Raw genomic sequence first — 15,007 nt, 5'->3', positions numbered from 1 at the left:
AGTTGCCGAACTCCGAACGCAACTCTCGCGCCGACAATAGCTCGCCCGCCATCCCGGGGCGAGCCCCAACCTGGCAGCTTCAAGCGACGGTCCTCGCCCGCGAAGCTGCAAACGGTCTGGCAAGTGCTACGTCAGGCGCGGCGCAGCAGCGGAGCCGAGGACATGCGAGCTTCAGCGGCGGTCTGCATAGGTGCAATGCTGATCGGCTCTACGATCTGCGGGCGCAGCATGGGCATTGTACCGACCGGCGCGGGCATGGTTTGCGCCCGGAGCTGGGCGTCCATCCACAGCCGGACAGCGTCAGCAGGATGACCCGCGCCCAGCTTGGTCATCATGTTGGCTCGATGGATCTCCACGGTACGCGGGCTGATGTCGAGATCGCGGGCGATCAGCTTGTTGGCCTTGCCAGCAGCCAGACACTCGAGGACTTCATGTTCGCGCCGGCTGAGCTGATTGATCCGGGTACGGGCTTCGATCTGCCGGCGGCGGAGTTCCACCAGGGGGCCGGCAGCTGCGCTAACCCGCTGCAGGCGGCGTGCAAGGGCATTCAGCTCCAGCGGCAGCACCAGGCAATCCATAGCGCCATCAGTGATGGTGTCGACCACATCATTGATGGTGAACCCGTCAGCCGTAATTACCACCGGCAGCGACACGCCAGCCTCGCCGAGACGGCGGATCAGGCCGGCCGTACCGCCGGTAACCGTGTCGTTCGCTGCCAGGATAATGCCCTCCCCAGGCGAGCGTTCGAGCAGCTCGTCGAGCTCGCTATAGACCTCGGCATGGTGCCCCAGGGCAAATGCGATCTGGGCCTGCTCAGCGCGAGAGCGACTGCTACCGCCGACGATATGAAGGTGAGTGCGTTCCATGCCCACTGCTATGGAACAGAACGAAGGAGCGCGCATCTCGAACTCCCGCCAAGATGAACCGATTGCTACGCGGAAAGCCGCAGGTTACGCAACGAAGGCGAAAACTAGCTCCACTTTGAACCTTTCAGGCCTGCCAGCGCTCACAACCGACCTGTGGTTCGCCCGTTTCGAGCAAGCCGAGCCGGTGGCGCGTAACGGGCGGGCCTCAGCGACCCTTCTAACAAGGGGAGCCCGGCCAGTGATGACCGGGCTTCTCTGTTAGGATGATCAACATCAGCCGAGGCTGCCTCATAATGAGAGGCAGGCCGTTCCGATCAGGCCGTTTCCTCCACCTTCTCGGGAGCAGCTGCTTTCGGCGGGCGGCCGGGCTTCTCAGCTGTCTTTCGACCCGGCCTCTCACCTGGCTTGCGGCCAAGGCCACTGCTCTTGGCCAGCGAACGGCGCTTCTCGGCATATTCAGGAGCGACCATCGGGTAATCGGACGGCAAGTTCCAGCGCTGACGATACTGGTCCGGTGTCATGCCATACTGCGTCATCAGGTAGCGCTTGAGCATCTTCATCTTCTTGCCGTCTTCCAGACAGACGAGGTAGTCAGGCTTCACCGAAGCTCGGATGGACACGGCAGGCTCGGGCCGCTCCGCGACAGGCTCGCTTGCGCCCAGCCCCTGAAGAGCGCCGAACACGTTCTGGATGAGGGTCGGCACATCCGCAACATGCACGGTGTTGTTGGTGACGTGCGCAGCAACGATATCAGAGGTGAGCGCAATCAGGGTTTCGGTGTGCTCAGTGTCGGTGTTTTTCATTAGAGACCTGTTTGTTGTTGCTGTGTCTTCGTGTTTATAGCCCAGACCATGTTGTTGCTCGCTCAGCAAAATGCAACGTAGAAATGCGGATGCATGGACCAATCCTGCACAAGGCAAGCTTGAAACCACCCAAGCACCTTGGCTGGGCAGTCGTGTGTTGAGCCTTGACGGGCTGGATCCTGTGATCTGCTGCACTTGTCGGTAAAGCCCGCGGCTCAAGCTTATACGGCCAAGCGGATATGCAATGAGCCTTTTTCCCGCGGCGAACCCGAAACGCTGCTCGGCGCCACCAGCAAGTTGTTCTGCGAGCCGCCTCGCAAGCGGCGGTATAGCCTGTAGGAGCTGCGTTCAAATCGCCGCAGCTATGTCATTTGTGAGCGGGATGACCGACGCCGCGAATGGGACGTGCTTGCGAAACAAGCATTCTGGCCCGAGACCAATGTGCGCCAGTTGCATCTGCCGCAATGGCGCAGGCCGCGACCCTGCAACGGCAATGATCAGACCACGCACGGTGCTGCGATGGTGCCGATGGTCCTGAACTACGGCACGTGGCATGACTTGTTTGTCTTTTAGCTGGTTGCACTGTGCGGCTTGGCAGAGGTCGGCAGGAGCGAGCATTAGCCGTTAAGGGCAACGTCGCGGACGGTGGAGCGATGTCGGCGGTTGGTCTGCATGTCCTGAAGAACACGGGGGCGGCGCCGCGCAATCCCCGGATCCGCACTTGTACAACCTGCCAGGGCGGCCGCGATCAGCCACTGCCTGCAGCGTCCATTCCGCGAGGCAGCAAGGACAATCACCTGTGGTGATCTCCTACACCGTTGACTCTGGCCCTCGCGCGGCGTGACCCCGGGTCAGCCGTTTAGAGCACCCCTCCCCTCCCCATCGCTGAACGCTGGTTCACGCCGCTCGGACCTTTCTTTCCACCGAGCCGATCGTCAATCGACAGCGCAGAATGGGTGTGGGCCAGACTGAATTGCGGCGGACGTTACATCCTCACAAAGGTCTTCAACGTGGAAGGAAGGCATCGGTGCGCCCCTGCGGTGCTGGCTCCATTTCGGACTGGGTACGCACATCGAGGGACCAAGCTGGCCCACTGAGCCTAGGCGGCAAGACACCGGAACGATTGCTCGTGCTCAGCTGGCAAGCATCCGTGAACTGAAACTCGAAGTCGTTGCTAGCAAGCGTTTAGCGAAGTGCTTGAGTCCCGACTCCCACCAGATTGAAGTGTCGCCGAATGGAACAGCAAACATCTTCGAGCACCATTTCGGCCTGTAGCGCACCGTCCAAGTGCTTGTTCTGTGCGAACTTTGTAAAAGTGTATTCTTATAAATGACGGCTTAATTACCAGTTTACACCGCGCCCGGGCTCGTGCTAAAGCTTAGGGCAACGAGGTCGTGATTCTTTTATTTTAGTAAAGGGGAGATAGCGATGCGTAACCTATTATTGTTCGCGGTCTTGGCAGCCACGGCGTTCTTAACTCCTGCTAAGGCAACTGACTTTTTCTTCACAGGCAACTTTGTAGACGATGACGACAAAGCGCGTTTCGAGTTTACCATCGATGCAGATTCGTTCGTCACTGTGCTGACGTACTCGTACGCTGGTGGGGTAAACGCAGCCGGACAGTCTATCGCTGCAGGTGGATTTGATCCGATTTTGTCATTGTATGATTTCAGCGGAAATCTTGTCGATTACAATGACGATGGACCATCAAGTCCAACGGATCCAACTTCGGGAGCAGCATTCGACACCTTTTTCCAAGCTAACCTTCTTGCGGGGTCGTACACGGTCTTTGTAACGCAATATAATAACTTTGGACCGTCGCAGTTGCCGGGCTCTTTTGATAGAGACGGACAGCCTGATTTTGCAAATGGCTTTATCGATGTGACTGGATCACAACGCGACAGTCATTGAGCATTTGACCTGTTGAATGTACAGAGTGCTGTCGTGCCCGCAGTCCCTGAACCAGCTTCCTGGGCCATGCTGCTTGCTGGCTTCGGCGCGGTTGGCAGCATAATGCGCAAACGGCGGGTGAACACTATCGTCAGCTATGCGTAGGACACCCGTCGCGCACTGGGCATGCAACCCGATGTCTCGCTGAAGCCTGCAGATTACGCCCTACTTGGGCTGACAAGGGTCGATACATTGCAACGCAAATGCACGATGTGCTCGCGGGCAGCTGACCGGCACAGGTAAGCCCTTATCCATGGCAGCAGGAGCGTCGAGAGAACCAACCTTCATTCCGCATCTCTTGTTCGCGTGAACGAGGATCTAGGTGCCTTATCCTCTGGGTAGGGCACCTTTGTTGTTGAGGCGCTGCCTTCTGGAGGCAAGGGCCGGAGGTTCGAATCCTTTCTCCCCGACCAACACATCTATCTGTTTCGGCGTCATCATTCACAAAAGAACACCCTCCATTCACGATCCTAAGCTCCGGTGCCGCTCCGGCGAAAGCACCGAAAGCGAGGCTTCGATCTACGCCATGATTGTCTCGGTTGTGCGCAATGCCAGGCCCAAATTGGCCGGGTCGAACAGCGCATAGAGGTCGCTGGTGCTGGCCTGCTGGTGTCCCAGCATCATCATTCCCAGCGCCTATCGCTCCTCGCCAATGCGAGGCCGTGCGATCTGATACACGCTGCGCCTGATCAGCTTCAATCCAGTCTCCCGTTCGCGCGGCAGGTTCAGCTCTTCGAGCAGCGCCTCGAACGCCTTCCGCACACTGGCCACGCCGACGTAGAGGCCCTCATGACGGTCCAGCAGCCGGGCGAACCAATGCGGCACCGGCACGGCCGGGCGGTACTGTTTCGTCTACCGGCAACCTCGCGGGTTCAGCTGAACGACGTGAGCACTCGTGATCCACTGATCTCTTTTCGGATCGGTCGAAAAGTCGTGCGCTGCGTCCGGCCGACACCAGGTCGCCACGCTGATCTGCAGAAAGCGCAGCAGGTTGGTCCGGTAGAGGATCTGGCGCGACCGCATTTTATCTGACCAGACTTCGCCTTGCGGCGGCTGCGGCGCCAGGCAGTAGCGGAACATTGCCGCCAGCTCGGCCACAGAAGGTCGATCGGTCGGCGTGCGGCTGACCTCAGCAGGTTGCAGCACCTTGAAGGTTGCCGGGAAGGCGTTGTCCTTCCGACGATGCGCGGCATTGATGGCGGCAGCCAGCGCACGGACAGCCGCTTCTGTCGTGCCGGGCGCCCGCTCGCGCTGCTTGCCTTGCTCCCCTCGATCACCGGCTTGCCTGCTGACCACTTGCGAAAGGCCGCGATCAGCACATCATCAACGTCGCGCACAGCAGCTCCTGCCGGTCTGTCGCATCCATGAAGCCCTGAAAGCGCGCGAGCCGTGGGCGTATAGCAGCAAAGGAAGGCTTGTCCTCGCAGTCCAGCAGGTAGTCAGCAACGGCGAGGTTCAGCGACACGCCGTTGGTCGCCTGGAGTAGGCGGTTGCAGGTCGGGCAGACCGCCTGTCCGCGCTCTCGCTCCAGGTACAGGCGGTCCAGCGCATCTTCTGCGGGCCTGATCTCCGCCGTGCCCGTTGAGCGGCTCCGGCTGCACCGGGAGGCGTCGTCGTACCAGACGATCTGGAGAAAGGGCGAGCGAAGGCTTTCGTCTCGCTTTCTGTCCCTCCCGAGCCGGTATTTCGCGGGAATACGCCCTCAACCTGCATTGTTCTCTCCACTGCTCCGCCGCTCTGGCTTACAAAATTCCCCCAAGCCCACCGTGTTGAGCAAGTCCAGATCTTCGGCGCTGGGCGGATGCCTCGGCCAGGTTCAGCCTGATGCGCCCGGTGGCGCGCGATGGTTGATATGTCGCTCACCTGCCCGCCTCCTGGTTGTTTCGGGCCCGGAGGCATGCCGCGACAAGGGCCAGAGCAATGGTGCTGCCTCTTCCATGTGCCACGCCGAAAGCCAGGTCGAACCCGCTCCCGTCACGCAGCCAGCAGCGGCGCTCCACAAAATCGAGGGTCGGGAACGCACCCTCCGGCACCAGCATGATTGCCGCGCTCTCGAAAGCCTCCGCATCGATGCACCGCATGAACTGCGCAGATCGGTCAGCATCAGCCCAGCCCGGCCTGGCGAGCAGATCCCAAGCATCACACAGGAGCTCGGCCTGCTCAACCGGATCTGCTGCTTCGATCTCCGCGACGAGCTTGGACGAGTCCTCGATCACCACGAGTTCCTTTCCATGTGACAGAGCGAACACTCGTCGTCTTGCCGGCAATCTGGATCGCCATACTCGCAGACCCACTCGCCAGGACCCGTTTGATAAGCCCGCACGATCAGCCAGATGTAGAGCGTGCCCAGAGCGGCCAAGACGAGGCCCCACGGATTAATTGCCTCCGCCATCCTTTCCACCATCGCTTGCTCGTCATTACCCATGGGGTTCATCCTTAGAAGTGGCGCGCGCGGCTTCGCGGGCTTGGATGCCAGACAATCCACTCCACCCAATCCCTTTCAACGCCTCCCGGACGACTAGTAGTTGCCCTCGTAGGCAGCCATGACGTCTTCCTGCATGGGACTGAGTGGTCAGGGCAGGATCGGGCACTCCTTTGTCGCTCCTGCCCGTTTTGTATCTGCATGATCGTGTGATGTGGTGGGCATTGCAAGAGTCAAACGCGGATGTCCTACGCCACAGTCGTAAGTATTTGCGCGTCCTACTTACAGGCATTCGGTAGGCATAGCGCATAGGGACCGAATCTTTTCGGTCAAAGTAGCATCCAGCCATTTGGCGCCGTTAGGAGTTGCAGATCCTAAGCCGAGTGACTTCTTGGCACCTGCTGCACGCACGTGGCACGAGTTCCAAGCGTGGCCGGCAGCTCGCGCGTAACCCGATTGATCCGTATTGGAACAGCACCAGACACATGTATTTCCCTACTTGTTGCTGAGAAAACCGGGGAATACAATTTCGTTGACTGCGGCGACCCAGAACAAACGGGCGAGGCCCCAATGACCTCGCTTCGGTGTAACTCCGGATAAGCTGCGGGTTTGGGGTGGCGTTTAGGCTGGGCACTTCCTTGCCGCGCCGCCCCACAGTTCTTCTTGGTGGTGCTAGGCCGAATGAGCGCTGGAGATCTGACGAGACCGCCAGCGCTCACCCGCAAGACGAGTGTAATCGTCGTTAGAGTTGCTCCCCAACCTGGGAGAGCCCCCCTCTAGAGTGAGCGCCGGCAAATCGGGCTTGATAGCCGACGCTCACCTGCCAGCCCCAACGTTCGCCCAATACGGGCGTTCCGAAGTAGGGCCTCTGCGCCACGAGCGTTTCAAATCGGCACAGCCCTTCTCGCTCCCTTTCAGCGCCAACTGCTGGAGCTACAGTGTTTTGGCTGCGGCGGAGCTTCTAAGCATTCCCAAGATCCCGAGCAGTGTCGCAGCACCCTTCTCGTCACCAGCTCGGCATCATCCAGCGCTTCGATAGCGTCCGGATCAGCGCCAAGCGCCCGCAAGCGTTTGCGCACCTCCTCCACATCGCCCCGCCGCGGGAAGCCTCGATCAGCACGCGCCGCAACTGCCAATCCGTCCATCCAATCACCTCGGTCGACTTGCACCAGCAGCCACGTTCCGAAGGGCTCCCGCTCGCCTGCTCCCATCAACATCTATTTTGTTCCGCATCTGTTCTGCAAGGAAAGCGAATGTCCAGGGAGCCTCCTGAACCCGAAGAGCCATTCCCGGAGGTCCTCACGCGCGCCGAGCTGGGCTTCGAGATCAGCTTCGCGCTGCAGCAGGTCACCAAGCCGACAGGATGGGAATGGGCGCGCACCGACCGGCTGAAGAAGAACGCTGCGCGCGAGCGGATCATCGACACGATCACAGTGCGCTTCGATCGCCTGCAAGTTCGTGGCCCCGCCCACGAGAATTCGGGCCTTCACTTGGTCGGCGCAAACACTCGCGGACCAGGCGGGCGCAACTCATGAGCCGGTGTAGGATCTGCAGCGCCAACCACCAGGCGTCGCTGGTGGAAGATGTCGCACGAGCGACGCGGAATATACAGGTTTCGAGCAATCCGGCGGACGATTGGCGACCTTGGGATCAGGCCGGATTGTAATGGCAGCGGGTCATGCGGCAGTTTGCCGAAGCGACCGTGAAGACGCTGCGGGCTGAGCATCGGTCGTAGGCCGACCGCCAGCTGTGGTAGAAAGGGCCGCACCCGTACGGCGCGGCCCCACCAACCCGCCACTACCCGTCAGCGGGGCCGGCTGAACCGTCCATAACTCCGAGCCCTTAACAACGCGTCACCAAGCTAACCCGTCCGCCTGTTTCGCCCGTCGCGAACCAGAGGGCACACACCAGTTGACGTCAGGCTCCGGCACGACAATCTTGCGGCAAAAGCGTCGGAGGATCCGATGACGGTCGAGAAGGCTGACCGGGCCTTGGCACTCCATCAGAGGCGTTCCGAACCATAGGGTTGCCCCTAATCTGAGTAGGGCGCTGCGGGCTGAGGTACGCGTCGTCATGGAAGCTGCGATATGCGGGCGAAGATAAGGAGCGGGCGGCGCTTCGCTTTCGATCGTCACCGTAATCAAGCCGAAGCGGTCCTGCACTGTGCCTGTTCCTGCGGGACTGGCGAGGCCATGGCCGTCCGGCTCGTCGTCGTAGGACTTGATCAGAATCGCACGCACCTCGCCCATGTGCGTGCCGCCGGCGCTGATCGTGTGCAGCGCTTCGTCAGCGGGCTGGCCGTCGCGGCAGGTGCCCCGCAGTTTTACGAGGCTAGACGCCACCACGCCGAAGCGGTTCTCGGCCGTCGATGTGCGAAGGTTCATCTGCAGCGTTGGCGGACCGAACCCTGCCCCCAACCGGCACCGAAGTTACGCTGGTGAACGACGTCACGATTATCCCCGCGCGATATTGCATTCATCCATCCTCGACAGCGCGAGACGGTGAAGAGTAGTGCCTATGATTATGCAATCTATGGCGGGCTGGAAGGCAAGGTCACCACGATCTCCCCCGATACGATACGGGACGAAACCGATCCGAACTTGTTCTACTATCGCGTTTTCGTTCGCATGGAAAAGGATGCGCTGGCCAGCAAAAGCGGGCAGGAGTTCCGCATTGTGCCCGGTATGATCGCCACGGTTGACGTGCACACGGGCAGCAAGACCGTGCTGTAATACCTAATGAAGCCTCTCAACCGCGCCGCCGAGGCGCTGCGCGACCGATGATAGTGGCACGTGTCAGCAGTCCGACCGTCGCGCTCTTGCTACGCTCCAGCTGGCGGCGAAGCATGCAACTCGATCCTTCGGCAGCCCGGCGCAGTATGCCCCGTTTCTTTTCGGCCTCCGATGGCCCAAGCCGCGCGACGATTGGGAACAGCAACGCCGCCATCTCCGACGCGGCATGGACCAAATGCAGCCGAGAGCTGCTGGCAAGGCCAGCCGTCCGGCGAGAAGATGGCGGCAGTAGACCTGCTCGATCGAAAGCACGTCGCCAACCTTGATCAGAACCTCAAGCCAGGAGCATCAACTCCGCGAACGGATCCGGTGTCCTGGCTGTCGAAGTCCGAAACGTACACGACATCCATCCGGAGATCGGGGCGCACACCCTCTAGCGAGCGATGCGCCTGCTGCGCCAAGCTTGAAAATGGTACAATCATTTGTGCCTAGAGACGCCGACGTCCCGTCGCGTAGCAATTCTCTGGACTGACGAACCAAAGTCGCCAATGCGGGACGACGTCATAGCTGTTTTCTCAATCCCAATGCAGACCGGCCGCTCGACCTGCCAGAAATCGACTTAGCTACGCCGCCTGCCGCGCTTGGCGCATCAGTTCGGTCAACAATGTCGAAGGAACAGCGGACGAGAACAGGAAGCCTTGCAGCTCGTTGCAGCCGGCGTTCTCCAAGAATGCGCGCTGCTCACGTGTCTCCACGCCCTCGGCCGAAACAGATAGCCCCATGGCGTGCCCCAGTCGCACGACAGCATGGATGATCGCCGCGGCATCGTCTGCAGCCCCCAGTCGCTGAACGAAGCTGCGATCAATCTTGATCTTATCCACCTGGAGTTTATTCAGGTGGCTGAGGCTGGAGTAACCAGTGCCAAAGCCGTCGAGCGCGATGCGGAAGCCGGCTTTGCGCAGGTTTGCGAGCGTAGCTCGCACAACCTCGTCTTCGTCGAAAAGAATGCTTTCGGTCACCTCCAGTTCGATCTGCGCGGGGTCAGCACCACCTTCAGTGATGATCGCGATTACCTCCGCAGCAAGATCATGCGCTCGGAACTGGGCGGGCGACAAATTCACTGCAATCGACAAGCGAGGCCATTGCCGCGCGACGTTGCACGCGTCGCGCAGCACCAGGCGACCAAGATCTCGGATCAGCCCGCTTTCTTCAGCGATGGGGATGAACGCTTCAGGCGATTGCCAACCGAAAACCGGGTGCTGCCAACGTAGGAGCGCTTCGAAACCGGTTACCTGTGACCCGCTAGCGTCCATCTGCGGCTGGTAGTGCACTACGAAGCCCTGCCGGTGATCAAGCGCGTCGCGTAGGTCTTTCTCCAGCCTGCGGCGCAGCTTGACGCTTTCGTCCATCTCCTCGCTGAAGGTACGGAAGCCGTCGCGGCCTTCCGCCTTGGCGCGATACATGGCGATGTCAGCCATGCGCATCAGTTCCGACCGATCGTTACTGCAGGCAGGATAGCTGGCGATGCCGACGCTGGCACCGATGAAGACGTTCGTCCCCATGATAGTGAAAGGCTGCCTGACGGTAGCCACCATTCCGTCTGCAATCTGGTCGAATGCCGCAGGATCAGGCCGTTCATCAAGGAAAATAGCGAACTCGTCACCACCGAGGCGTGCGACGAGATCTGTGGGACCAACCAGCGTTTGCAGACGGGCGGACACCTGCTGGATCAACCGGTCTCCGCCAAGATGCCCGAGCGTATCATTAACGTTCTTGAACCGGTCCAAGTCCACCAACAGGATGGCCCAAGGCTGCATTAAACCCGCACCTGCCAGCTTCTGATCGACAACTGAGTTGAACAGCGCACGATTTGCCAATCCGGTCAGGGCGTCATGGTAGGCCAAATAGTGCGCCTGTGCTTCCTTCGCCTGCAGTTCCACGTGGGCAGCAGCTAGCTTTGCCAATGACCGGGCATCCTTGCGCATCAACTTAGCGACGCTGAACACAAGGGCGACGAGTGCCCCCAGCAGGACAGCGAGCGCCAGCCCCGCGCTCGGCGCCATGGATTGCCAGACTGCACGTCCCGGCCGATCGGGGCGCCACACCATAAAGCCGATTTGCTCACCGCGGCCGGAAACAACTGCCAGCGCATGCTCCGCATCATCGATTCCCGGCGACTGGCGGATCTCGGCACCTTCGATAAGCTGGATCCTGGCGAGACTGCGGGTGAAGCTGGTGTCGAGGTAGCGAACGCTGACCAGCAACGGCCCCTGCCCGGACGTGGACGGCACTTCGTCACTGTCGTCCGGCACAATACGCATAATGCTGATTGCAGCCGGCCGGTCCTGGATCAGCACAAGGTCGGTCGCGTGAATAGAGTTGGGTGACGTCCTGACCGTTGCTTCAGGGCCGGTGGCTTGTCCGGGCAGACGCTCATGCTGGTTTGCCCGGAGACGGGTCCGGCCACGTGCGGCATCGATGAGAGGCTGCGCGGCTTGAGCATAGGCAGCGTAGCTGGCCGGACTGGTCCGCATCCCGTCGCGCATGACATAGACCGGCTTGTCGGCCGAATCGAGGATGATGGTGGCATCGTGCGAGAACACATAATTGAGCCAGGTGCCGACATCTCGGTCGACCCAGTCCCAGTCAGGGCGTGCCTTGCGCAGCTCCAGCACTAGCGGGTTCCAGATCGCCACCCCTGCCTGGCTTTGGGCCAGTTCATCAAGTGCATCGCTGATCGCCAGCGCGACCTCGTCCTCCTGCCCTTCGGCCGAGACGCGGTCGGCTTGGGACGCCGCGGTCCGCAAAGCGGAGAACGCAAATGCCGACAGGCCGAGTGCCAGCACCAGAACAGGCCCAAGCAACGCAGCAAACAGGCGCGTGCCGAAGCTCGTTTCCCGATGTCTCTCCCAAAGCGGCATGACGTAAGACCCTCCGGTCGCAGCCATGTCACATCGAAGTCTCCACTTCATTAACGCCAAGGCGATAAGGTGGTCTGCCAAACTGGCCCGCCCGGTTCAGGGCGTATCTCTGGTGGCGCGTCCGACCGAATAGCACTGGCGAACATGTCTGATGGGCCTCCGCCATGCGCCAAACTACCACTCCGCGACTTAACCGCCGCTTCATCTTCTCCCCGTAACTGTAAAGTTACTCGCGTCGAAACGTTTGGGGGGGGCAATGATGAAAGGTCTAGTATTTACAACCTTCTTCGATCACTGCGCACATTCGTTCGGCGACGACATGCTGGACGACATCATCGAAGAGTCGGGCGTTCCTAATGATGGCGCCTACACAAGCGTCGGCACATATCCGTTCGAGCAGATGGTGGATCTAATCACCGCGATGTGCCGGCTGACGGGAAAGGCATTGCCAGAAGCATTGCACGACTTCGGCCGGTTTTGCTTCGGCAAGTGGGTTGCTTACAGCCCTGAATTTTTCAACAACAAGCAGCTGTTTGACGTCTTGGCTTCGATCGATCACTTCCACGAGTACGAGGTTCGGAAGCTGTATCCGGATGCCGAGCTGCCCTCTTTCAAGGTGATGGGGCGCACCGATGATCGGCTGACATTGCGCTACGACAGCTGCAAGCCACTAGCCAACCTCGCGGCAGGGGTGATCGCTGGTGCCTCGGACTATCTCCTCAGCCCAGTTACCATCACACACTTCGCCGAGCGTGACGCCAGCGGCGATTATGTGCGCTTCGAAATAGCGAGATAATGTAGCCATGTCCTATCTCGCGCCCGTGCCGGAGGCCGGCACGCGTCTCGGCCGGGTTGAACGCAGGCTCCGGCGTGAGCAGACGGGCCGCCGCGAGGCAGAGCGCTTGCTGGAAAGCAAGAGCTTGGAACTGTTTGAGGCGAACCAGCAGCTAACCGCTTTCAATAACGAGCTGGAGGAGCGAGTCCGCCTGAGGACAGCCGAGCTCGAACAGGCTCGCGAAGCTGCGATCATGATGCTCGCGACCGATCACCTGACGGGCGCTTGTAGTCGGCGGCAGTATGCCGAAGCTCTTGAGTCAGCGATCAAGATGGGTGAGCGCATCGCATTGCTGCTAATTGACCTGGATGACTTCAAAGGTGTCAACGACCGGCTTGGTCATCAGGTCGGCGATGCTCTGCTGGTTCAGGTTGCTGAGAAATTAAGAGGAGTATGCCAGGAGGGCGACCTTGTCGCTCGTGTGGGTGGCGACGAGTTTGCCGTGATCGTACACTTGTGTGGTGACGACGAAGCAGACGCGATCGAAGGCTATCTCGCAACCTTACAAGGTCAGGTGATCGCCTCCGGACATACGCTGCCGTGCAACGTCTCTGTCGGTCTTGCCATTGCTCCAGATGATGCGTGCAATGCTGAAGACTTGCAGCGTTTCGCTGATATCGCCCTCTACAAGGTCAAGCGGGCAGGCAAGGCTGGAACGGCCCGGTTCAAGCCGGACATGCTGCATGCGTATGATGAACGGCAGCAGCTTGAATTTAAGCTTCGAGCCGCCGTCGCGCAGGATCAGATCGAAATCTGGTTTCAACCCATAATGGATCTTGCGACCGGTCGTATGCAGACATTGGAATGCCTCGCACGATGGCAGGACGAGCAGGACAGTTTCGTCAGTCCGGAGGTCTTCATAGCACTTGCCGAGCGGTGCGGCCTGATCGAGCAACTGAGCCAGCAGATCCTGCGCAAGGCCTTGCAGTCAGCAAAACCATGGATCGAGAGCGAGCTGGTTGATGGTATCACAGTCAATATCTCGCCGCTCGACCTGCTCAGCGCTGGCTTTACAGATAGGATCTTGGGAGCGCTTCGGGATAATAATTATCCATCTTATCGCCTCATTCTTGAGATCACCGAGGGGGTGGTGCTCCAGGATATTACCACCGCCGAAATTGTAATGCGAAAGCTGCGCGGCGCTGGGGTCCATTTCGCACTCGACGACTTCGGCAGCGGTTATTCAAACCTGGCCTACTTACACCGGCTGCCAATTTCTGTTCTGAAGATGGATCGAAATTTGCTGAAGGATGTCGAGCATGCACGATCGGGACAGGCAATCATTCAACACGTCGTGGCCCTTTGCCATGATCTAAACATACGTGCAGTGTGTGAGGGCGTTGAACGAGAAACTCAGGCTCACTTCCTGTCAGATGTGATGTGCGACAAAGCGCAGGGCTTTCTTTATTCGCGTCCAGCTCCACCGGCCATCATCGAAGCGGTCTTGCGCAATCATAACGGTGTCGCAGTTCAACAGGATCTAACCTCCTAATCGACATCGATACGCTTCGCTGTTCAGGCGGCGGCCGGCATCATGAATTATGATCAGACTTGCCGAGTCCGCCATTTCCGTAGACACCAGGGCGGGTCACCATGCCTCGCCCTTGTACGCCGATCACGGACACTCCGTCTGGACCGTACGAGACACAAGCTCGGGCGAGCTGCGAGCCTCGGATCCGCACGAGCAACGCTCGGGGATTCAAGTCCCTGCGGCTACCATTCCGCCACACCCGTGCACCCGGTGAGTTACTCCGCCTTCAACAATCCCGAGCAGCGCCTCTGAAGTAAGTTCAGAGAACCACCTCGCATTCGAGCGCAGCTGCATCAGCTGTCTTGTGGAGCGATCGAGCGGCAAAAGACTGATCGGTTTTGCGGCTTGTTGAACAGGCGTGATGCGTCTCAATCCAGATACCGCACGCCTTCCCAGATCGGTCGTCCGTCGAAGTGCGCAACTCTAACATGATAGCGCCCACGGCTTGCCACTCTGCCTTCAACGTCGTTCCAAGACTAGGGCAGAGATGTTGACGGCCTCCTGCTCGACCCAGCCTCCCGGCTCAAAAACAGCGGAGGTCGCGTTTTGCTCGGCGGTCGTGGCACGGAGATAGGCTCGGATGAACACTCGTAGTCCGTTCTAGATGTTCCTCCAACATCGGTCCCGGCTTAAATTGCTTTGGAACGTAAAAAAGACCGCTTCTGCCCGGTCCATTGAAGTTGGACAGTCGGTCCCGCCCCTGCTGGCTTGAACTCGACGCGAGTTAATTTGACGGGGCTTGCAGGCGTCGGTGAACCTTGCCAATTCACGCGGGCGAAGGTGGCCTAGAAGGCACGGTCGTGGACCACGACACGAGCGGTCGCGAAGATGATGCGGATGTCGCGCCAGATGCTCCAGCCGGCGAGATATTCCAGGTCGGCCTGCAGTCGCCCGGTGAGATCGCTTTCCTTCTCCGTCGCGCCGCGGAAGCCGCGCACCTGCGCCAG

At 59.8% G+C, this 15,007-nt stretch carries 14 protein-coding genes and 2 pseudogenes; 6 read left to right on the top strand and 10 right to left on the bottom strand.

The genetic code is table 11. The annotated features are described in order from the left end of the window. Positions 1 to 131 precede the first annotated feature (131 nt). Entirely contained in the window at positions 132 to 866 is a 735-nt protein-coding gene (locus tag D5S08_RS15545; RefSeq protein WP_121120113.1) for a response regulator transcription factor, read from the bottom strand. Between the two features lie 314 nt (positions 867 to 1,180). After that, positions 1,181 to 1,669 (bottom strand): Ros/MucR family transcriptional regulator, encoded by a 489-nt coding sequence (locus tag D5S08_RS15540; protein WP_121120112.1) that lies wholly within the window; start codon positions 1,667 to 1,669, stop codon positions 1,181 to 1,183. Positions 1,670 to 3,097: 1,428 nt separating this feature from the next. Here D5S08_RS15540 and D5S08_RS16585 point away from each other — a divergent pair. Both D5S08_RS16585 and D5S08_RS15535 read left to right on the top strand, forming a co-directional pair. Next, complete coding sequence (locus D5S08_RS16585) at positions 3,098 to 3,580, top strand: DVUA0089 family protein (protein WP_126665615.1); 483 nt, start codon at positions 3,098 to 3,100, stop codon at positions 3,578 to 3,580. A gap of 24 nt (positions 3,581 to 3,604) precedes the next feature. Then, a pseudogene (locus D5S08_RS15535) lies at positions 3,605 to 3,724 on the top strand (PEPxxWA-CTERM sorting domain-containing protein); the annotation flags it as partial. A 531-nt stretch (positions 3,725 to 4,255) separates the two neighbouring features. Here the strand turns inward: D5S08_RS15535 and D5S08_RS15530 are convergent. The 5 genes from D5S08_RS15530 to D5S08_RS15515 form a co-directional block, all read right to left on the bottom strand. Beyond that, positions 4,256 to 4,444, bottom strand: a complete 189-nt coding sequence (locus D5S08_RS15530) for a hypothetical protein (protein ID WP_126665614.1) — start codon at positions 4,442 to 4,444, stop codon at positions 4,256 to 4,258. A gap of 27 nt (positions 4,445 to 4,471) precedes the next feature. After that, entirely contained in the window at positions 4,472 to 4,915 is a 444-nt protein-coding gene (locus D5S08_RS15525; protein ID WP_121120110.1) for a hypothetical protein, read from the bottom strand. 16 nt (positions 4,916 to 4,931) lie between these two features. Then, complete coding sequence (locus D5S08_RS16795) at positions 4,932 to 5,084, bottom strand: hypothetical protein (protein WP_155522990.1); 153 nt, start codon at positions 5,082 to 5,084, stop codon at positions 4,932 to 4,934. 394 nt (positions 5,085 to 5,478) lie between these two features. Beyond that, positions 5,479 to 5,835 (bottom strand): hypothetical protein, encoded by a 357-nt coding sequence (locus D5S08_RS15520; protein WP_121120109.1) that lies wholly within the window; start codon positions 5,833 to 5,835, stop codon positions 5,479 to 5,481. Further along, positions 5,832 to 6,044, bottom strand: coding sequence for a hypothetical protein (locus D5S08_RS15515; RefSeq protein WP_121120108.1), 213 nt, complete (start codon positions 6,042 to 6,044; stop codon positions 5,832 to 5,834). The genes D5S08_RS15520 and D5S08_RS15515 overlap by 4 nt, the downstream gene beginning before the upstream one ends. A gap of 983 nt (positions 6,045 to 7,027) precedes the next feature. Here D5S08_RS15515 and D5S08_RS16790 point away from each other — a divergent pair. Further along, the gene (locus tag D5S08_RS16790) at positions 7,028 to 7,576 is read left to right on the top strand and encodes a hypothetical protein (protein ID WP_155522989.1); all 549 of its coding nucleotides are present in this window, start codon (positions 7,028 to 7,030) and stop codon (positions 7,574 to 7,576) included. Between the two features lie 318 nt (positions 7,577 to 7,894). Here D5S08_RS16790 and D5S08_RS15500 read toward each other — a convergent pair whose 3' ends face one another. Continuing rightward, positions 7,895 to 8,425 (bottom strand): hypothetical protein, encoded by a 531-nt coding sequence (locus tag D5S08_RS15500; RefSeq protein ID WP_121120106.1) that lies wholly within the window; start codon positions 8,423 to 8,425, stop codon positions 7,895 to 7,897. Between the two features lie 75 nt (positions 8,426 to 8,500). Between D5S08_RS15500 and D5S08_RS15495 the strand changes: the two are divergent. Further along, a pseudogene (locus D5S08_RS15495) lies at positions 8,501 to 8,773 on the top strand (beta-barrel domain-containing protein); the annotation flags it as partial. 623 nt (positions 8,774 to 9,396) lie between these two features. On the opposite strand, the gene D5S08_RS15490 reads toward D5S08_RS15495, so the two are convergent. Continuing rightward, positions 9,397 to 11,721 carry a putative bifunctional diguanylate cyclase/phosphodiesterase gene (locus D5S08_RS15490; protein ID WP_206610368.1) on the bottom strand — a complete coding sequence of 775 codons (2,325 nt, stop codon included), beginning with the start codon at positions 11,719 to 11,721 and terminating at the stop codon, positions 9,397 to 9,399. A gap of 229 nt (positions 11,722 to 11,950) precedes the next feature. Between D5S08_RS15490 and D5S08_RS15485 the strand changes: the two genes are divergently transcribed. Together D5S08_RS15485 and D5S08_RS15480 are read left to right on the top strand one after the other, a co-directional pair. Next, positions 11,951 to 12,490, top strand: a complete 540-nt coding sequence (locus D5S08_RS15485) for a heme NO-binding domain-containing protein (RefSeq protein WP_121120103.1) — start codon at positions 11,951 to 11,953, stop codon at positions 12,488 to 12,490. A gap of 7 nt (positions 12,491 to 12,497) precedes the next feature. Next, a complete protein-coding gene (locus tag D5S08_RS15480) occupies positions 12,498 to 14,021 on the top strand; it encodes a putative bifunctional diguanylate cyclase/phosphodiesterase (protein WP_121120102.1) in 1,524 nt (507 codons plus the stop codon). 824 nt (positions 14,022 to 14,845) lie between these two features. Here D5S08_RS15480 and D5S08_RS15475 read toward each other — a convergent pair. Beyond that, positions 14,846 to 15,007, bottom strand: a 162-nt coding sequence (locus D5S08_RS15475; protein WP_175578862.1) for a sugar transferase, incomplete at its 5' end; no start/stop codon positions are given.

Origin of the sequence: Croceibacterium ferulae, from assembly GCF_003660445.1 — a bacterium.
GTDB classification, from domain to species: Bacteria; Pseudomonadota; Alphaproteobacteria; order Sphingomonadales; family Sphingomonadaceae; genus Croceibacterium; species Croceibacterium ferulae.
This window is presented reverse-complemented; position numbering and strand designations above follow the sequence as displayed.